At 61.7% G+C, this 17,065-nt stretch carries 19 protein-coding genes; 9 read left to right on the top strand and 10 right to left on the bottom strand.

Annotation, left to right across the window (positions count from 1 at the left end; all coding sequences use genetic code 11):
* The first annotated feature begins 26 nt into the window (after window positions 1-26).
* Window positions 27-2,681, top strand: a complete 2,655-nt coding sequence (locus HFO99_RS01810) for a TIGR02302 family protein (protein WP_222358795.1) — start codon at window positions 27-29, stop codon at window positions 2,679-2,681.
* Between the two features lie 134 nt (window positions 2,682-2,815).
* On the opposite strand, the gene HFO99_RS01805 is transcribed toward HFO99_RS01810, so the two are convergent.
* From HFO99_RS01805 to HFO99_RS01795, 3 genes are all read right to left on the bottom strand, one after another.
* On the bottom strand, window positions 2,816-3,175 hold the full coding sequence (locus HFO99_RS01805; protein WP_003543311.1) for a response regulator: 360 nt from the start codon (window positions 3,173-3,175) through the stop codon (window positions 2,816-2,818).
* Window positions 3,176-3,394: 219 nt separating this feature from the next.
* Window positions 3,395-3,937 carry a hypoxanthine phosphoribosyltransferase gene (hpt, locus tag HFO99_RS01800; RefSeq protein ID WP_003543314.1) on the bottom strand — a complete coding sequence of 181 codons (543 nt, stop codon included), beginning with the start codon at window positions 3,935-3,937 and terminating at the stop codon, window positions 3,395-3,397.
* Window positions 3,938-4,070: 133 nt separating this feature from the next.
* Entirely contained in the window at window positions 4,071-4,721 is a 651-nt protein-coding gene (locus HFO99_RS01795) for a hypothetical protein (RefSeq protein WP_222359237.1), read from the bottom strand.
* Window positions 4,722-4,926: 205 nt separating this feature from the next.
* On the opposite strand from HFO99_RS01795, the gene ftsE reads away from it, so the two are divergent.
* The 4 genes from ftsE to HFO99_RS01775 all read left to right on the top strand — a co-directional run bounded on the left by ftsE (window position 4,927) and on the right by HFO99_RS01775 (window position 8,262).
* Window positions 4,927-5,586, top strand: coding sequence for a cell division ATP-binding protein FtsE (ftsE, locus tag HFO99_RS01790; protein ID WP_003543317.1), 660 nt, complete (start codon window positions 4,927-4,929; stop codon window positions 5,584-5,586).
* A complete protein-coding gene (locus tag HFO99_RS01785) occupies window positions 5,579-6,592 on the top strand; it encodes a cell division protein FtsX (RefSeq protein ID WP_064247704.1) in 1,014 nt (337 codons plus the stop codon). Before ftsE ends, HFO99_RS01785 begins: the two co-directional genes overlap by 8 nt.
* Before the next feature lie 73 nt (window positions 6,593-6,665).
* Window positions 6,666-7,376 carry a YdcF family protein gene (locus HFO99_RS01780; protein ID WP_222359235.1) on the top strand — a complete coding sequence of 237 codons (711 nt, stop codon included), beginning with the start codon at window positions 6,666-6,668 and terminating at the stop codon, window positions 7,374-7,376.
* A gap of 88 nt (window positions 7,377-7,464) precedes the next feature.
* Window positions 7,465-8,262 carry a lysophospholipid acyltransferase family protein gene (locus HFO99_RS01775; protein WP_222358793.1) on the top strand — a complete coding sequence of 266 codons (798 nt, stop codon included), beginning with the start codon at window positions 7,465-7,467 and terminating at the stop codon, window positions 8,260-8,262.
* Window positions 8,263-8,264: 2 nt separating this feature from the next.
* Here the strand turns inward: HFO99_RS01775 and HFO99_RS01770 are convergent, their stop codons facing one another.
* Window positions 8,265-8,795 (bottom strand): gamma-glutamylcyclotransferase, encoded by a 531-nt coding sequence (locus HFO99_RS01770; protein ID WP_222358790.1) that lies wholly within the window; start codon window positions 8,793-8,795, stop codon window positions 8,265-8,267.
* A 50-nt stretch (window positions 8,796-8,845) separates the two neighbouring features.
* Here HFO99_RS01770 and HFO99_RS01765 point away from each other — a divergent pair, with 50 nt between their 5' ends.
* Window positions 8,846-9,862, top strand: coding sequence for a DUF2125 domain-containing protein (locus HFO99_RS01765; RefSeq protein WP_222358788.1), 1,017 nt, complete (start codon window positions 8,846-8,848; stop codon window positions 9,860-9,862).
* Window positions 9,863-9,961: 99 nt separating this feature from the next.
* Here the strand turns inward: HFO99_RS01765 and HFO99_RS01760 are convergent, their stop codons facing one another.
* The 4 genes from HFO99_RS01760 to HFO99_RS01745 form a co-directional block, all read right to left on the bottom strand.
* On the bottom strand, window positions 9,962-10,381 hold the full coding sequence (locus HFO99_RS01760; protein ID WP_222358786.1) for a GNAT family N-acetyltransferase: 420 nt from the start codon (window positions 10,379-10,381) through the stop codon (window positions 9,962-9,964).
* An 8-nt stretch (window positions 10,382-10,389) separates the two neighbouring features.
* A complete protein-coding gene (locus HFO99_RS01755; protein ID WP_018482773.1) occupies window positions 10,390-11,313 on the bottom strand; it encodes a prephenate/arogenate dehydrogenase family protein in 924 nt (307 codons plus the stop codon).
* Window positions 11,310-12,407 (bottom strand): histidinol-phosphate transaminase, encoded by a 1,098-nt coding sequence (hisC, locus tag HFO99_RS01750; RefSeq protein WP_222358784.1) that lies wholly within the window; start codon window positions 12,405-12,407, stop codon window positions 11,310-11,312. The genes HFO99_RS01755 and hisC overlap by 4 nt, the downstream gene beginning before the upstream one ends.
* A 202-nt stretch (window positions 12,408-12,609) precedes the next feature.
* Window positions 12,610-13,422 (bottom strand): class I SAM-dependent methyltransferase, encoded by an 813-nt coding sequence (locus HFO99_RS01745; RefSeq protein ID WP_222358782.1) that lies wholly within the window; start codon window positions 13,420-13,422, stop codon window positions 12,610-12,612.
* Between the two features lie 53 nt (window positions 13,423-13,475).
* Between HFO99_RS01745 and gloB the strand changes: the two genes are divergently transcribed.
* Window positions 13,476-14,246 (top strand): hydroxyacylglutathione hydrolase, encoded by a 771-nt coding sequence (gene gloB / locus HFO99_RS01740; RefSeq protein ID WP_222358779.1) that lies wholly within the window; start codon window positions 13,476-13,478, stop codon window positions 14,244-14,246.
* On the top strand, window positions 14,246-14,668 hold the full coding sequence (locus HFO99_RS01735) for a cupin domain-containing protein (RefSeq protein ID WP_222336217.1): 423 nt from the start codon (window positions 14,246-14,248) through the stop codon (window positions 14,666-14,668). The genes gloB and HFO99_RS01735 overlap by 1 nt, the downstream gene beginning before the upstream one ends.
* 113 nt (window positions 14,669-14,781) lie before the next feature.
* Here HFO99_RS01735 and HFO99_RS01730 read toward each other — a convergent pair whose 3' ends face one another.
* Both HFO99_RS01730 and HFO99_RS01725 read right to left on the bottom strand, forming a co-directional pair.
* The gene (locus HFO99_RS01730; protein ID WP_222336216.1) at window positions 14,782-15,672 is read right to left on the bottom strand and encodes a DMT family transporter; all 891 of its coding nucleotides are present in this window, start codon (window positions 15,670-15,672) and stop codon (window positions 14,782-14,784) included.
* Window positions 15,673-15,702: 30 nt separating this feature from the next.
* The gene (locus HFO99_RS01725) at window positions 15,703-16,485 is read right to left on the bottom strand and encodes a DUF3108 domain-containing protein (protein ID WP_222358776.1); all 783 of its coding nucleotides are present in this window, start codon (window positions 16,483-16,485) and stop codon (window positions 15,703-15,705) included.
* Window positions 16,486-16,727: 242 nt separating this feature from the next.
* On the opposite strand from HFO99_RS01725, the gene rpmB reads away from it, so the two are divergent.
* Window positions 16,728-17,024 (top strand): 50S ribosomal protein L28, encoded by a 297-nt coding sequence (rpmB, locus tag HFO99_RS01720; RefSeq protein ID WP_003543341.1) that lies wholly within the window; start codon window positions 16,728-16,730, stop codon window positions 17,022-17,024.
* Window positions 17,025-17,065: the final 41 nt, after the last annotated feature.

Genomic DNA, 17,065 nt, shown 5'->3' with positions numbered 1-17,065 from the left:
AACGCCAGATCGCGGAGACCGGACCGATGACAAGCCCCTCGAGGCAGAAGAAAGGTGCATTTGCCTTCCGTCCCTCGCTTGCCCGGCTGGTGACGACAAAACGCCTGCTGGCGCGCATCGTGCTCTTTTTCGAGCAGTTGCTGCCGCCTCTGATGCCGGTACTGTCCGTCATCGCCTTTTATCTCTCCGCCTCCTGGTTCGGCCTCTTCCGTAGCGTGCCGGACTGGCTGCGCATCCTGCTGCTCATCGCCTTTGCTGCCGCTTTTCTCGTCTCGCTCCTCCCCTTCCGCACCTTGCGCTGGCCGAGGATCGCTGAAGCCGACCGCATGCTGGAAGAGCGCAACGGACTGCCGCACCAGCCGGTCACCGTCCAGGAAGACGAGCCGGCCTTCGATACGCCCTTCGGCCGGGCGCTCTGGCGCGAGCACCAGACGCGCATGGCTGAAAAGATCGCAGCGCTCGATGCCGGACTGCCACGACCTGATATCGCCGCGCATGATCGTTTCGCCCTGCGCGCCGTCCCGGCGCTGCTGCTCGTCACGGCCTTCGGTTATTCGCTGTCGATCAACGGCGGCTCGATCCGCGACGCGTTGCAGGCGGCGCCCGCGCAGGTGGTCAGCGATCCGGCGGTGCGCATCGACGCCTGGGTAACGCCGCCTTCCTATACCGGCCGCGCCCCGGTTTACCTGACGACTGACGGGAGCGAGCAGGCGCCGATCGGCATTCCGCAGTTTTCAAGCCTCACCGTGCGCGTCAGCGGCGGAAAGACGGCCGAAAAGGTCGTGTTCCGCAAGGCGAACGGCGAGGCGCAGGATATCGCCGTGCAGGCCGATACCAAGCCGCAGCAGGCGGCGGCATCAGGCAGCGAGCAGCAGACGACGGCACCGACCAGCCAGGCTCTCGTCGCGCAGACGCATATGATGAAGCTCCAGGAGAACGGTGCACTTGAGGTCAACGGCCGCCGCTGGAGCTTCGACGTGCTCCCCGATAAGGCGCCAGAGATTGCCTTCGACGGCCTGCCGAAGCCCAGCGTCAACGGCGCGCTTGAAATCGCCTTCACCGTCAAGGACGATTACGGGGTCCAGGAGGCGCATGCGGAGATCGTTCCTCTGGAAAACGATCCGACGGCAACGCCGCTCTATCCACTGCCGGAATATCGGCTGGATATTCCCCGCCGCAACGCCCGCGACGCCAAGGCTGTAACCAGCCGGAACCTGACCGAACATCCGCTTGCCGGCAAACGTGTGCGCATCACGCTCGTCGCCAAGGATGCCGCCGGCCAGACCGGTCGCAGCCCGCCGCATGAGATGACGCTGCCGTCACGCCCCTTCAATGAACCGCTTGCCGCGGCCGTCGCCGAGGAACGGCAGGTTTTCGCGCTCGATACGCGCAAGATGCCGCAGGCAATCGCCCTGAACGAGGCGCTGACCATCCGCCCCGAGGAGACCATCCCGAAGCTCACCAACTACCTGCTCTTGGAATCCGCCTTGACGCGTATGAAGCTCGCAAAGGGCGAGGATGCGCTGAAGGATACGGCTCAATATCTGTGGGAGATCGCCCTCGGCATGGAGGACGGCGATCTTTCTCTGGCTGAGCGCAAGCTGCGCGAGGCCCAGCAGAACCTCGCCGACGCGTTGGACCGCAACGCCCCGGACGCGGAGATCAAGAAGCTGATGGACGAGCTGCGCAAGGCGATGCAGGACTATATGACCGAGCTCGCCCAACGCATGCAGAACGCGCCGATGCAGCCGAACCAGAACGCGCAGAACATTCTGCGCCAGCAGGATCTGGAACGGATGATGGATCAGATCGAAAATCTCGCCCGCTCCGGCAATCGTGACGCGGCTCAGCAGATGCTGTCGGAATTGCAGCGGATGATGAACAACCTGCAGGCCGGCCGGCCGCAGCGCAGCCAGCAGAGCCAGGAAAACAGCGAGGCCCGCAAGCAGATCGACAAGCTCGGCGAGATCCTGCGCGACCAGCAAAAGCTGATGGAGCAGACCTTCCGTCTCGACCAGCAACTCAGGGACCGCATGCAGCGCGGCGAGCCCGACTTGGGCGAGAACGATCCGCTGCTCGACGAGATGAACCCCGGAGAGAACGGCGAGCCGCAGGATCAGCAGCAGGGCCAGCAAGGCAAGGATGGACAGCAGCCCTCCGACCAGATGACGGCCGAGCAGCTGCGTGAGGCGCTGAAACAGCTGCGCGCCCAGCAGGATGCGCTGGGCAAGCAGCTCGGCGAATTGCAGAAGAGCCTCGGCGAGATGGGAATGAAGCCCGGCCCGGGCTTTGGCCAGGCGCAACGCGAAATGGAAGGCGCCGGCCGTGAACTCGGCCAGGGCCGCGGGCAACCGGCCGTCGAGGGTCAGGGCCGCGCGTTGGAAGCGCTTCGCCAGGGCGCCCGCGACATGATGAACCAGATGATGCAGGCGCAGCAGGGCCAGCAGGGTCAAGGTCCGAACGGCCAGGTAGGCCAAGGCGACCAGAACGGCCGCGACCCGCTCGGCCGGCCGCGCCGGCCCCAGGGGCCGGATTTCGGCGATAACAGCGTGAAGGTGCCTGACGAAATCGACGTTCAGCGGGCTCGAGAAATCCTCGACGCGATTCGCGAAAAGCTTGGCAACAATCCACCGCAGGAAATGGAACGGCGGTATCTCGAACGGTTGTTGGACATCCAGTAGGCCTTACGCCTCCGCGCAATGACAGGACGCGCACTGGAAAGAATGATTCTAGACCGGATCGGCCTAGAACCTGAACCTGGAAATAGAGCGGGATGCCGACCGAAAAGCACTGACACTTTTCGGCATCCTTGGCTCTAAGCGACAAGCGCCCGGGCGACCGCCTTGCGGATATCGGGAAGCGCGAATGGCTTGGCGACGACGTCGATGATCTTTTCGGCAAGATCGTCGGCCCGTTCGCGCTGTTCGGCATAGCCGGTCATCAGCAGGATTTTCAAGCCAGGAAAAGCGTCTTTTGCCTGATGGGCGAGTTCAATGCCGTCCATCACCGGCATGCGGATGTCTGAAAGCAGCAGATCGTAGACACCGTCCTTGAGCTTTTCCAGCCCCTCGGCCCCATCAGCGGCCTCATCGGTCTCGTGGCCATCGAGCCGCAGGGCCCGGGCTACGAAGGACCGCAGGGAGTCCTCATCTTCCGTAATCAGAATTCTTGCCATATGTGCATCGCTCCGTCGTCAGCCCCGCGACGGAAATCACCAGACTTTCCTTTTCGATCGGTAAAGATGACGAAGCGATGGGCGAGATGGTTAACAACCCGTCTCGAAGGCATTACAGCGCCGCGCGTCTTTAAGACGCGCAAAGGACGCTGTAACACTTTTAATTGCTGCATAATCTTATCCTTAAATCGATTCCGATTTAACGAATTATGCAGTAGCTCAGGCGTCCCCGGTCACCACGCCGACAAAGGGCAGTTCACGAAAGGCATAGGCGACATCCATGCCGTAGCCGACGACAAAATAGTCAGGGCATTCGAAGCCGACATAGTCGGCCTCCAGCTTTTCCTTGCGCTTGACGCGCTTGTCGAGCAGCACGGCGATTGTGACGTTGCGCGCGCCACGCTCGAACAGCAGTTCCTTGGCAAAGAGCAGTGTCCGGCCGGATTCGAGGATATCGTCGATCAACAGGACGTCGCGGCCATGCACGTCGCTGTCGATATCCTTGACGATGCGTACGCCCTGCGAAACCGTGCCGATGCCGTAGCTCGACAGTGTGATGAACTCGACCTCCGGGGCAAGCCCGCTATCATGCAGGGCGCGGATCAGGTCGGCGGCGAAAATGAATGAGCCCTTGAGCACGGCGATGACGAGCAGGTCCTTGGTCGGGCCACTGGCGATCTCCCGCGCCATCGAATGATTGCGCTCGGCGATCTGCTCGGCGGTGAAGAGCGGCTCGATGTTTTTTCCGCGCACGACAGGCATAAGGGCTTGCTCCATGAAAAGAAGGGTAAGCCGTTAGCACATATGCGAGCCTGAAACAGCCTCGCTGGCCATGAAATTAACGGGATTGGCCCAACCTATGGCGAGAAAGTCGGCCATTCCATGTCCGTTACATCTATGGCAGGAAGGAGAGCCGGACCTCCGGCATCTTTCCGCCGGCATGCTGGACGCGAGCCGAGAAGCCCCGGCTTTGGCCGCCATAGATGACATCGGCCGGCGGGTCGATGACGATGCTTGCAGTCAGCCGCTCGTCGGTCACGAGATCGGCACGGATCGGATGCCCCGTCTGCGTCGTGCCGCTGTCGTTTTCGATGATGCCGTTGATAACGAGCACGCGCATGCCGTTTGCATCACGCGGCGTCACCGTTACGTGGGTGAAATGCAGCGGCGCTCCGGAAGTGGCGCGCTCGCCGGTAAGGCCGGAAAAACCACCCGCAAGCCCGAAGACGAGCACGACGAGCGCCAGCACCAACGCTGCGAAGCTCCGCATCGACGCGCGCTGCAGCCAGGATTCCATGGTCTGCAGAACGGAAGCAGCCATTGCCGGCATGGGTGGCGGCGCGGCGTGTGCGGCAGCCATGCGCTTGCGGTTGTCGTTATACATCCTTGAGCTGAACTCCCTGGGCCGCACGTTGCCGAGGGTAACGAATTCAGCGTCGGAGATATCGGCAGGACGCGCCGAGCGGTATCGACGGTTGGCGGGTTCCGGCGGCAGGAAATCATAGGCCTGGCCCGGCGTCCGGCGACTGAAGGAGGATGCTTCCATGGTGGCTGCCTCGCAGATGTCCACATGGTTTCGTTGCCAGGAGAAATCTGGCATTGAAACGAATCCTGCTCAGTCGTAAATTTTAATGGTTAATGCTTCGCAAAGATCGCCATCAAACGGGCGTCTTTCCAGCAAAATTTACCGGCTGTTAACGGTGTTGGTTAACAAGTCGTGCGGTGAAACCCACAACAGACTGAGCTGCCCGTTGATCCACTTCGAGAATGTCGGTTTGCGCTATGGCATGGGCCCGGAAATCCTCCGGGACCTGACCTTCGATATCCCGAAGAAATCCTTTCAGTTTCTGACAGGCCCATCGGGCGCCGGCAAGACGTCGCTGCTGCGGATGCTTTTCATGTCGCTGCAGCCGACACGCGGCCTGATCCGCATGTTCGGGCGCGACATTTCCGAAATCCCCCGCCCCGAACTGCCGCTTCTGCGCCGCCGCGTCGGCATCGTCTTCCAGGATTTCCGCCTGCTCGACCATCTCACCACCTATGAGAATGTCGCTTTGCCCCTACGGGTGCGCGGCAAGGATGAGAGCTCCTACAAGACCGACGTGCTGGAGCTGTTGAAATGGGTCGGCCTCGGTGAACGCATCAACGTGCTGCCACCCGTGCTCTCCGGCGGAGAGAAGCAGCGCGCCGCAATCGCCCGGGCGTTGATGGACCGGCCGGAAGTGCTGCTGGCCGACGAACCCACAGGCAATGTCGACCCGCCGATGGCCAAGCGCCTGCTCAATCTTTTCCTCGAGCTGAACCGCCTCGGCACGGCGGTCGTGATCGCCACCCATGACCTGGCGCTGATGGAACAGGTGGAAGCCCGTCGCATGATCCTCTCAGAGGGGCATCTCGATATCTATGACTGAGCCCCCGTCCAGAAGCCCTGAGAAGGCGGCTGCCAAGATCCAGCAGAAGCGGCCGGAATTGCGCGTGCGTCCGACCGCGCCGATCCTGCCGCCTTCCAACATCCAGGGCAGTGCGTTGATGGTGGTGATATCGATCATGGCCTTTCTCGCCTGCCTGACGCTCGGCGGCGTCAGCATGGTGCGCTCGACGGCGGCCAGCTGGGAGAGCCAGATTTCTCGCGAGATCACCATTCAGATCAAGCCGGACGACAATCTCGACATGGAAAAGGCGCTGACCCAGGCACGCGACCTGGCGCTGACCTTCGTCGGCACCAAGAGCGGCCAGATCGTCGACGAAGCGGCGACCGCTCGCCTGCTCGAACCCTGGCTCGGCCCCGGTCTCGATCTCAAGGATCTGCCCGTTCCCCGCCTAGTCATCATCACCATCGACGAGAGCAATCCGCCGGATTTCGATTCGATGCGGGCGCTGCTGAAGGACAGTATCCCGCAAGCCAGCCTCGACGATCACCGCACCTGGGTCGACCGGCTGGTGTCCATGGCGCACACGACGGTCATGATCGGCACCGGCATCCTGCTCCTGGTTTTCACGGCGATGGTGCTCACCGTCGTCTTCGCCACGCGCGGCGCGCTGTCGGGCAACCGTCATGTCGTCGAAGTGCTGCATTTCGTCGGCGCCGAGAGCTCCTTCGTCGCCACCGAATTCCAGAAGCATTTCCTGAAGATCAGCCTCAAGGGTTCGGCGATCGGCAGCGCGCTTGCCGCTCTCTTCTTCGCCACCGCCGGTTTCTGGCAAAGCCGCACCCTCGCCACCCCGGAAACGGATCAGGCGACCGCGCTCTTCGGCACCTTCTCCGTCGGCGTGCTTGGTTATGCCGGCATCTTCGCAACGATGATCGTCATCGCGCTCCTCACCACCTTCACCGCGCGGCTAACCGTCATGCGGACGATCTACGAAATCGATACACTACGCTCGGACCCGACACGCACCGACGGCATCGGAAGTTGATCCTGACCGTGCCGTTTTGCCATGAAAGCGTCTGTTCCGCGCCGCAATCAGCGTATAATCACGATTCATGACCATGGGACATACGACACCCAACCCGATTCATCAGGACCCGGAGCTTGATCGCTCGGCGGGTCTGCCGCCGCGGCGCGGGCCAATCCGCCGCCTGCTGCGCTGGGGCGGCTTTGGCTGCCTGCTGATAATCGCCCTGGTGTTCGGCGGTTTTCTGCGTTTCGCTGATTCGGTGACGACACTCAGGCCGCCGGCCGAGCCGAAGGCGGATGCGATCGTGGTCCTGACGGGTGGCTACCAGCGCATCGACCAGGCCGTGGAGCTGCTGCAGAAGGGCGCCGGCAAACGTTTGCTGATTTCCGGCGTCCACCCGACGACGACGCCGGCGCAGATCCGCAAGATGACGCAGGGTTCGGCCGATCTCTTCTCCTGCTGTGTCGATATCGGCTACGATGCGATCGACACGATCGGCAATGCCGAGGAGGCTTCGAACTGGATCCACGCCAAGGGATACCGGAGCGTTCTGATCGTCACCAACAATTACCACATGCCGCGAAGCCTCGCCGAACTCTCCTATGTCGATCCGGACATCGAGTTCATCGCTTATCCCGTGGTCAACTCGGATTTGAAGAGCCGCAACTGGTTCACCGACCCGAATGCGATGCGCGTCATGCTTGCCGAATATGTGAAAGTGCTGCTGACCGGCGCCCGCAACATTACCGGCTTCGGCCGCCACACCGGGCTGCGCTCGGCAAATGCGTCCGGCCAAGGCTGAAGCTTTTACATCAAGGCAGCATCAAACGCTTTTTATGACGGGCAATATCGTGTAGGCCGGTCGCGTGAGCATGCCTCGGGAAAGTTTCATGATCGCCCTGCGTTCCGTTCTCTTCAACACGATCTTCTACGCCAACCTCATCATCCGGATGATCGTGCTCTCGCCCTATTATTTCGTGGTGCCGCGCAAGATCGCCTATGCGATTCCGAAGAACTGGGCGCGCTCCAACCACTGGCTGATGCGGGTGATCGTCGGCACCACCTTCGAGATCGAGGGCCTGGAGAACCTGCCTGATGGCAGTTACATCCTGGCGCCGAAGCACCAGTCCTTCTGGGATACCTACGCGCTGCTGCCCTGGTTGAAGGATCCGGTCTACATCCTGAAACGCGAACTGATGTGGATTCCGTTCTTCGGCTGGTATGCGAAGAAGCAGCGCATGATCCCGGTCGATCGCGGCGCCCGCGGCAAGGTGATGGTGGAAGTGCTGAAACGCACGAAGGAAGAACTGTCGACCGGCCGCCAGCTCATCATCTATCCCGAGGGCACCCGCCGCCCGCCAGGCGCAGAGCCGGTCTATAAATACGGCATAGCCCGCATGTACCGCGATCTTCACCTCCCCGTCGTTCCGGTCGCCATGCATCCCGGTCTGTTCTGGCCGCGGCGGAGCATTCGTCGTTATCCCGGCCATTTCAAGGTGAAGATCCTGCCGCCGATCATGCCGGGAATGGATCCGGACGCCTTTTTCTCCCATCTGATCGAGGTATCGGAGCGGGCAAGCGACGAGCTTCTGCTCGAAACCGTCGCGCAAAATCCGCATCTGCCGCTGCCGCCAACGGCGGTCGAAAGACTGGTCGAGTTGCGCAAGTTGAACGCGGCAACTGGCTGAGATCAGGCGGCGCGCAGCCGCTCCACTTCGTTGACGACCTGCTCCAGCCAATGGTCACGAATGCCCATCTGCTTCAGATGCGTCAGGGTGTTGAAGACATAGGCATCATTCGGACCAGACTGGCCTTTTGCTTCGTTCACCACCCGTGCCGCGGCAAGCGCATCGAGCGCGCCGGCATATTGCTCATGCTCGCGGTCGATGATGTAGGCGACCGCTTCCACCCGGCGCCGGCCGGCAAGCTGCAGCCGCACCCGGCGCTCCAGGTAGACATTGGTGACCAACTCGCGGGCGCGGAGATAATCGATCACCTCATCCCATTTTTCAGGCGAAATGCGGAAAGCCATGCCGCGGCAGGCGCCACCCCTGTCGAGGCCGAGAACCAGGCCCGGATTGTCGCGTGTGCCACGATGGACAAAGGAGCGGACGCAGAGCGAACGCCTGTAGCCGTAGACCAGGGCCTCTGCCCGCTCCATGAACTGGAAGCCCGGATTCCACATCAGCGAACCGTAGCCAAATACCCAAAATTCGTCCATATCGCACGCCAGACCGGAATCACATTTGCGATTCACCATTGGAGAACATCATGGCAGCGTCAAGCCAATCCGGCAGCAGCCAATCCGGCAACGGCAAGAAATTCTGGTTGCTGGGTGGAGGCGTCCTCCTGGCGATCGCGCTTTATACCGGCGGCTGGTTCTATGCGGCGTCGGCGTTGAAGACCACGGTGCTGAAGGCGATCGCGCCCCGCGACCAGGCAGGCGTCAGCGGTGAATGCTCCGATATCGAATTCCGCGGCTATCCCTTCCGTATCGGCCTGTTCTGCTCCAAGATCGACGTCGACGACAATGTCAACGGCGTCTCCGCCACCTTCGGCGCGTTACGCTCGGCAGCACAGGTCTATGCGCCCGGCAATATCGTCTGGGAACTCGATTCGCCGGCCGAAATCCGCACCACCAACGGCCTTTCGATCTCGGCCCAATGGACGAACCTGCAGGCGAGTCTTGCGACCAGGCTGCAGGGCGTCGACCGCAGCTCGACCGTCATCGAGGGTCTGAAGGCGATGGCCGTCTCCTCCTACAGCGGCCAGACCATGAGCTTCGACGCCGCTCGCACCGAAATCCATCTGCGCCAGAATGGTGCTGATCTCGACGGAGCGATCTCCGTGCAGGACGCCAATACGGCGATCAAGGACTGGCCGCAGATCTTCCCGAAATTGTCTGCCAGCATCGACCTGACCGTCGCCGGCAAGGCCGGCCTGATCGACGGCAGTGACCGGAACGGCCTCAATGGTGCCACCGGCGACCTGCGCCGCATCGTCGCCGACATCGGCGACGGCAAGGTGATGACGCTCACCGGCCCCTTCTCCTTCGACGAGCAGGGCTTCCTCTCGGGAAAATTCAAGCTGGAGATCGAACAGCTCGGCCCCTGGGGGGACAGTCTGAAACAGGCCTTTCCGGATATCGCCTCGACCGTCAACACGGCAACGAAGCTCTTGAAGGCGCTTGCCGGCGGCGGCGACAAGGTCTCTGTCGATCTCGTCGTCGATCGCGGCAATGCCACCGTCAGCGGTTTCATCCCGCTCGGCCGGATTCCGCCGATCTGATGCATCTCGCCCAAAAGTGTCCAGTGGTTTTGGGACAACGGGATGCATAGGAAATAGAAAAGGCCAGAAGCGCGCATGATTCACTCGACGCGATGCGCTTCAGGCGATTCGCTTGATGAAGAAGACTTCCGGCACCGATTGCAGACCAGGCAACTCGATCGCGCCGGTTTCGGAAAAACCGTTGCGGCGATGCCAGTCCTGGGGTCGGCTTTCGTCGCATTCACTCGACGTCATCAGCATACGGGCGCCGTCGCCGCGCATGGCGTCTTCCCAGGCGAGAAACAGCGCCGTTCCAACGCCCGACCGGCGGTGGCCGGGCAGGACGCGGATCATTTCCATATAGGGAACCCTGCCCCAGAAATGGGAGAAGCGCAGGAAGCCGACGATCTCGCCGGCCTCCCTGGCAACCAGATATTCGCCGAGCGCCACGCAGCGCGATACCCACGCCTTACCGGCGCTGGCATCCTCGCACACCAGCCAGTCGATATCCGCCGGGCCGGCTCGTGCCACCTCCACCACCGCGGCGGCTACTTCTTGTCCAGCGCGTGGCGGCCGAAATCCGGCGCGTCGACATCCTGGCCGGCCTGGACGATCGAACGGCGGATGGCGCGTGTGCGGGTGAAGAGTTCGAAAATCTTGTCGCCCTCGCCCCAGCGGATGGCGCGCTGCAGATAGGCGAGGTCCTCCGAGAAGCGCGCCAGCATTTCGAGGATCGCATCGCGGTTGTGCAGGCAGACGTCGCGCCACATGGTCGGGTCGGAGGCAGCGAGGCGGGTGAAATCGCGAAAGCCAGAGGCGGAATATTTGATGACCTCAGACTCCGTCACCGTTTCTAGATCGTCGGCTGTGCCCACGATATTGTAAGCGATGATATGCGGCAGGTGCGAGACGATGGCGAGCACCTTGTCGTGATGCTCGGCATCCATTTCGTCGACCTTCGAGCCCAGCGCTTCCCAGAAGCTGCGCAGCCGCTTCAACGCTGTCTCATCGGTATCCGCGACCGGCGTGAAGATGCACCAGCGGCCTTCGAAGAGGCCGGGGAAGCCGGCATCCGGGCCGGATTTCTCCGTGCCGGCCAGCGGATGGCCGGGGATGAAATGCACATTATCAGGCATATGCGGCAGCATCTGCGCAATGACCGACGCCTTGGTCGAACCGACATCAGTGACAACAGCCCCGGGCTTCAAGCTTCCCGAGATCTCCTTCGCCACACTTTCCGAAGCGCCGACGGGCACCGAGACGATCACCAGATCGGCATCCTTGACGGCATCCTGCGAAGATGTCGTGTATCGGTCGCCGAGGCCGAGCTCTTCCGCACGCTTCAGCGTATCGGGGCTGCGCGTGGCGACGACGATCTCCCTTGCAAGACCAAGCCGCCTGATGTCGTAGGCAAGCGAAGAGCCGATCAGGCCGATGCCGATCAGCGCGATCCGATCGAACTGCACACTCATGCCTGATGTCCCATGAATTCGCCGAGTGCGGCAATCACGCCGCGGTTGGCCTCTTCGGGACCGACGCTCATGCGCAACGCGTTGGCGAAGCCATAGCCGCGCACGGCGCGCAGGATGTAGCCGCGGCTCGTCAGGAAATCGTCGGCATCCGCGGCGCGCTTGCCGTCGATCTCGGGGAAATGGATGAGGACGAAATTGGCGACGGACGGCGTCACCTTCAGCCCGATCGTTTCGAGCGCCTGGGTCAGCGTCTCCACCCACATCTGGTTGAAGGAGACGGCCTGCTGGATGAAGGCCTGGTCGCGAATGGCAGCGGCAGCGGCGGCGATGGCCGGCGCGTTCAAGTTGAATGGTGCGCGCACGCGGTTCAGCGCGTCGACGATCTCGGCGGGCGCATACATCCAGCCGACGCGCAGCGCCGCAAGACCATAGGCCTTCGAGAAGGTGCGGGTCATCACCACGTTGGCATTGGAAGATACGATCTCGATGCCGGCTTCATAATCGTTGCGGCGCACATATTCGGCATAGGCGGCATCGAGCACGAGGACGACATGTTTCGGCAATCCGGCCTGCAGGCGGCGGATCTCGCTGACGGAAACATAGGTGCCTGTGGGGTTGCCGGGATTGGCGATGAAGACGATCTTCGTCTTCTCCGTCACCGCGGCAAGGATCGCATCGACGTCGACGGTATAGTCCTTCTCCTTGACGACGACAGGCGTGGCGCCCGCGCCGAGGATCTGGATCTTGTAGACGAGGAAGCCGTGCTCGGTGATGATGCCCTCGTCGCCGGCGGCGAGATAGACATGGCAGAGCAGGCCGAGCAGTTCGTCGGAACCGTTGCCGCAGAGGATGTTTGCCGGATTGAGACCGTGCACGGCGGCGATTGCCTCGCGCAGCTCGATCGCCTGCCCGTCAGGGTAACGTCCCAGATTGTCGGCAACCGCCTTGAAGGCTTCGATCGCCTTTGGGCTGGCGCCGAGCGGCGTTTCGTTGGACGAAAGCTTGTAGACGCGGGCGACGCCCGGCGCATGTTCCTTGCCCGGCACATAGGCGGCGATATCGAGAATACCGGGACGCGGAACGGGCTTGCTCATCTCAACGCTCATGGGTTCGACCTTGGAATTGCCGGAAATCCGGGCTGAAAAACACCAAGTGGCATTAAAGCGGAATGCGATTGTTGTCGAGAGCCATGGGCGTGACACGAGCAGTTGGGGAACGCCGGGAGCGGCGTCAGCTCCTGCATAATTCCTTAAATCGGAATCGATTTAAGGATAAAATTATGCAGCATTCAAAGTGCTACAGCGTCCTTTGCGCGTCTGAAAAGACGCGCGGCGCTGTCGTGCGTGTGGTCGGAACACCATGCGGTGCGAGAACCGGCACGAAGACGCGGCGGGAGGCCCGCGCCGCAACCGGCAGCCCCTGATAAAGCCGCTTCTGCGCCTCGACGATAATGACGCCTGAGAAGGCCGGCCATAGCGTTCGGCCGATCCGCTCGAAGGCGCGGCGAAGGCGCAATATGGTCCTGAGCTTCGAGGGCGGGAAGAAAAGCGCTTCAGCCGTCGCGCCCGGCGTGAAATTCGTCTCGCGCAGCAGACTTGTCAGCTGACCGCGGGAATAGGGCCGGCCCGAACCGAAGGGCGTATGTTCCATCCGTGCCCAGACGCCGCGCCGGTTCGGCACGACGATGACCAGCCGTCCGCCCGGCGCCAGCACCCGCCAGAGCTCCTTCAGCGTCTCGCGCGGGCTTTCGGCGAATTCCAGCGAATGCACCATCAGCACCCGGTCGATCGAGGAATCCGGCAGCGGCAGCTCCTCGTCGAAAATCAGCGCCGTCGTCGAGAGCGAGCCCATCGGCCAGTTCACCGCGCCCTGCCCGGCCGGCATGAAGGCGAAGGTACGCTCGGTATCGGCCTGGAAGCGGTCGAGGAAGGGCACGGCATAACCGAGGCCGACCAGACGCTCCTGCGGCAGCCGCACCCAGAGCGAGGACAGCGCCATGGCGATCGACTGCTCGGCAAGACGTCCGAGTTCGGAATGATAGAATTGGCGTAAGTCGACGATATCGGCGTGCATTGCGACAAATGTTATCAGCGGGCGGTTGGACTTCAAGGCCGGAACCTCTACATTTCCGCGAGACTCCTGGGATAAGGGATTATTGAACGATGAAACCTTTGGAATTAGACGTTTTTCTCTGCCGCACCGATAATTTCGGCGTTCTCGTGCATGATCCGGAGACAGGCTTTACTGCGGCGATCGATGCACCGGAGGAGGCGCCGATCCTGGAAGCGGCGACACGTCGCGGCTGGAAGATCACCCATATCTTCACCACGCATCATCACACCGACCATGTCACTGCCAACCTGGCGCTGAAGGAGCAGTTCGGCTGCGAGATCATCGGCCCGATCAACGAGGCCATCGCCATTCCCGGCCTCGATCGGGCGATGGCCGATGGCGACAGCTTCCTTTTCGGCGATCACACGGTCAACGTGATCGAGACGCCCGGCCACACCGCCGGCCACATCTGCTATCACTTCGTCGACGATAAGCTGCTGTTTGCCGCCGACACGCTGTTTGCGCTCGGCTGCGGCCGGCTGTTCGAACGCCCGGCAGCCGACATGTGGCATTCCCTGCAGAAACTCGCCGTGCTGCCCGATCAAACCGCCGTTTATTTCGGCCATGAATACACATTGTCCAATGCCCGTTTCGCACTGACCGTCGATCCGGACAATGAGCGCCTCAAGAGCCGCGCCGCCGAGATCGAGGCCTTGCGCGCCGATGGCAAATTCACCATCCCGACGACATTGGGGCTGGAAAAGGAAACCAACCCGTTCCTGCGCGCCGCCGATCCGGCGATCCGCCGCAATCTGCTGATGGAAGGCAAGACGAATGAGGAAGTCTTTGCCGAGATCCGCAAGCGCAAGGACAATTTCTGATGTCGCCCGAGGACATCGTCCGCGAACTCGGCATGCAGCCGCATCCTGAAGGTGGCTGGTACGTGCAGACATTTCGCGATACGGCGGGCGGAGAACGCGGCCATTCGACGGCGATCTATTATCTGCTGACCAGGGGACAGCGTTCGCACTGGCATCGCGTCCATGACGCGGCGGAGGTCTGGCATTATTACGCCGGCTCGCCGCTCTCGCTGCACCGCTCGGAAGACGGAACGGCAAGCGAGACCCTGACGCTCGGAACGAACTTGTCCGCCGGCGAACGGCCGCAGGCGTTCATTCCCGCCAATTGGTGGCAATCGGCCGAAACCCTCGGCGATTTCACCCTGGTCGGCTGCACCGTCTCGCCGGGCTTCGAATTTTCGAGCTTCGAGATGGCGCCACCCGGTTGGAAGCCCGGCGGCTAGAGCATGATGCCGAAAAGTGTGAGCAGCTTTCGGGCAACATCATGCTCAAACTATCTAATTTAGAACAGGATGATTTTAGGCCGACCAGGCCTAAAATCATCCTGTTCTAAGACCTACTCTGCTGCAGCAGACTGCGCCGGAATCTTGCGGCGGAACATCTCCTGGGCGGCCAGCACCGCCCCGCCGGTGACGAGCAGGCAGGCGAGAGCAATGCGCCAGCTCGGCTCGGCAAATCCGAACAGCACCAAAATCAGCGTCGAAAGCAGAGGTGCTGCATAACTTGCCGCGCCGAGGATCTGGATATCGCCGTTCTTGACGCCGTAATCCCAGGCGTAGAAGGCGGCACCGACCGGAAAGAGCCCGAGCCCGGCGATGGCGACCCATTCGAAAACCGTTTCTGGCCAGACGGTCGTCTCAAGGCCGAGATGGCAGAAGAGCGACAGGATGGAGGTCGCAAGGCAGAAGCCGGTGACGACATCCGTGGAGACGGCGTCGAAGCGCCGCGTGAGCAGCGAATAGCCGGACCATGTGAAGGCGCAGAGAAAGGCAGCACCGTAACCGATGGCATAGGCGCCGTCGAAATCGATGCCGTTGCGGCCGACGATCAGGAAGGTGCCGCAAAGCCCGGCAATCGCACCTGCCACATGATACCAGCGCAGCCGTTCGCCCGGCAGCAGTGCCGAACCGACGACGATCAACAGCGGCCAGAGATAGGCGACCAGTCCCGCCTCCACCGCCGGCGCGTTCCGGAGCGCGGTGAAATAGAGGAAATGATAGCCGAACAGCCCCACAATGCCTGTAATCCAGACCTTGGCCGGCTGCTTCAGCAGCGCCAGCCGCGAAGGCTTGAGGATAAGCACGACGAGACCGGGAATGCTGCCGATCGCAAAGCAGATGGTCGAAAGCTGGAACGGCGGCATCTTGCCGGAGGCCGCGGTGAACAACGCCAGGAACGACCACATCAGAATGGCCGTAAAACCGATCAACGTCGCGCGAAGCTTCACCTGTCCCCCTTCACGGAAGCAGAAGCCCCGTCAACTGTTGCTACCGTATTTGACGGCAGTGATCGTCACCATTCCATATTCGGTTGGAATGCGCACGTAGACAGGAGCGTATACATTTGCCGCGTCCGACTTGGCAAACCAGATTTCCATCCGGTTGCTCTTGCTGAGATAGTCGATGTCCTTGCGGCCCTTCTTGTAGCCCGAGCGCGGCACGAAGCGCACGCTGCAGACGATCGCCTTGCCCTTGAAGCCGTTGGTGGAAAAATCCTCGTCGCCCTTCGGCGACAGCACCAGATCCATACGCGTCTCGCCGTCGAAGATCGGCAGCGTCTGCGAGCAGACCTTTGTATCGCCGGTGAACACCAGGCCCGAGATCGGATCGAGCACCGAGCGCATGTCGCGCGGCGTGACGTCGATCCAGTTCTTCGGATGCTTCGGCGCCGGTGTCGTCGTCGCCGAGATGATGTTGCCGTTGCGGTAGCTGACCTCGTAGACGCGGGCCTTCTTCTTGCCGCTCTTGTAGTAGAGCGAATATTTCTGCGCCTGCAGCCTGTTCTTGCGCACGACACCGGTGACGCTGGTCTTCGCCGAAATCCTGGTGACGAGATCGGCAAGACCGGCGGAGTTGATGTCGCCAGCTATCTTGTAACTGTGATCGTCCTCGATCTGCGTCAGGAACGCGGCGCGCGCGATCGGCAGGCCGGCGAGCGCCACCCGGTATTCCGTTCGATGCTGGATTTCGGCCGCCGATGCCGGTATGGCAAGGAGCGCGGCAATGCCCGAAATGAAAATCCGTCTGCCCGAATGAGCCATGGAAAAAAGCCTTGTCTTGTCGCGCGCTGGCAGCTCTTGTTAAGCGCTCTATACTCCTGCCGCGAAGGGAAGAAAACAGCAGCTTTTTGACAGAATTGCGGGAAAGGCCAAGGTTTGGCTTGACGCGAGCAACCTGTCTGACTATAGAACCGCAACTTTCCAATCATGCCCGTTGGATTGCGCGCCTGGCTTTGCCGGGAATGGCAATTCGATGGCCCGAGAAAAACAAGAATAGGTGTTCCATGTCCCGCGTGTGCGAACTGACCGGCAAAGCCGTCCTGACTGGTAACAATGTCAGCCATGCCAACAACAAGACCAAGCGCCGGTTCCTGCCGAACCTGTGCCAGGTAACGCTGATTTCCGACGCTCTCAACCAGCGTTACCGTCTTCGTGTGTCGGCTGCCGCTCTTCGCACCGTCGAGCATCGTGGCGGCCTCGATGCCTTCCTGCTGAAGGCCAGCGAAAACGAACTGTCGATGCGCGCCCGCCTGCTGCGCCGTCAGATCGCCAAGAAGACCGCTGAAGCCGCTGCTGCGTAAGCTTCTGCCCTTCTTTCATACGGCTTCAAAAGGCTTGAACG

This window comes from Rhizobium leguminosarum, assembly GCF_019798305.1.
In the GTDB taxonomy this organism is placed as follows: Bacteria; Pseudomonadota; Alphaproteobacteria; order Rhizobiales; family Rhizobiaceae; genus Rhizobium; species Rhizobium leguminosarum_U.
The sequence above is the reverse complement of the archived record's forward strand: the minus strand, read 5'-3'. Positions and strand labels throughout refer to the sequence as shown.

What these genes read in the sequence shown, in the direction of transcription:
- HFO99_RS01810 (WP_222358795.1), top strand. Translation starts at nt 27, where the DNA reads ATGACAAGCCCCTCGAGGCAGAAGAAAGGTGCATTTGCCTTCCGTCCC.
- HFO99_RS01805 (WP_003543311.1), bottom strand. Translation starts at nt 3,175, where the DNA reads ATGGCAAGAATTCTGATTACGGAAGATGAGGACTCCCTGCGGTCCTTC.
- hpt (WP_003543314.1), bottom strand. Translation starts at nt 3,937, where the DNA reads ATGCCTGTCGTGCGCGGAAAAAACATCGAGCCGCTCTTCACCGCCGAG.
- HFO99_RS01795 (WP_222359237.1), bottom strand. Translation starts at nt 4,721, where the DNA reads ATGGAAGCATCCTCCTTCAGTCGCCGGACGCCGGGCCAGGCCTATGAT.
- HFO99_RS01785 (WP_064247704.1), top strand. Translation starts at nt 5,579, where the DNA reads ATGACTGAGCCCCCGTCCAGAAGCCCTGAGAAGGCGGCTGCCAAGATC.
- HFO99_RS01780 (WP_222359235.1), top strand. Translation starts at nt 6,666, where the DNA reads ATGGGACATACGACACCCAACCCGATTCATCAGGACCCGGAGCTTGAT.
- HFO99_RS01775 (WP_222358793.1), top strand. Translation starts at nt 7,465, where the DNA reads ATGATCGCCCTGCGTTCCGTTCTCTTCAACACGATCTTCTACGCCAAC.
- HFO99_RS01770 (WP_222358790.1), bottom strand. Translation starts at nt 8,795, where the DNA reads ATGGACGAATTTTGGGTATTTGGCTACGGTTCGCTGATGTGGAATCCG.
- HFO99_RS01765 (WP_222358788.1), top strand. Translation starts at nt 8,846, where the DNA reads ATGGCAGCGTCAAGCCAATCCGGCAGCAGCCAATCCGGCAACGGCAAG.
- HFO99_RS01755 (WP_018482773.1), bottom strand. Translation starts at nt 11,313, where the DNA reads ATGAGTGTGCAGTTCGATCGGATCGCGCTGATCGGCATCGGCCTGATC.
- hisC (WP_222358784.1), bottom strand. Translation starts at nt 12,407, where the DNA reads ATGAGCAAGCCCGTTCCGCGTCCCGGTATTCTCGATATCGCCGCCTAT.
- gloB (WP_222358779.1), top strand. Translation starts at nt 13,476, where the DNA reads ATGAAACCTTTGGAATTAGACGTTTTTCTCTGCCGCACCGATAATTTC.
- HFO99_RS01735 (WP_222336217.1), top strand. Translation starts at nt 14,246, where the DNA reads ATGTCGCCCGAGGACATCGTCCGCGAACTCGGCATGCAGCCGCATCCT.
- HFO99_RS01725 (WP_222358776.1), bottom strand. Translation starts at nt 16,485, where the DNA reads ATGGCTCATTCGGGCAGACGGATTTTCATTTCGGGCATTGCCGCGCTC.
- rpmB (WP_003543341.1), top strand. Translation starts at nt 16,728, where the DNA reads ATGTCCCGCGTGTGCGAACTGACCGGCAAAGCCGTCCTGACTGGTAAC.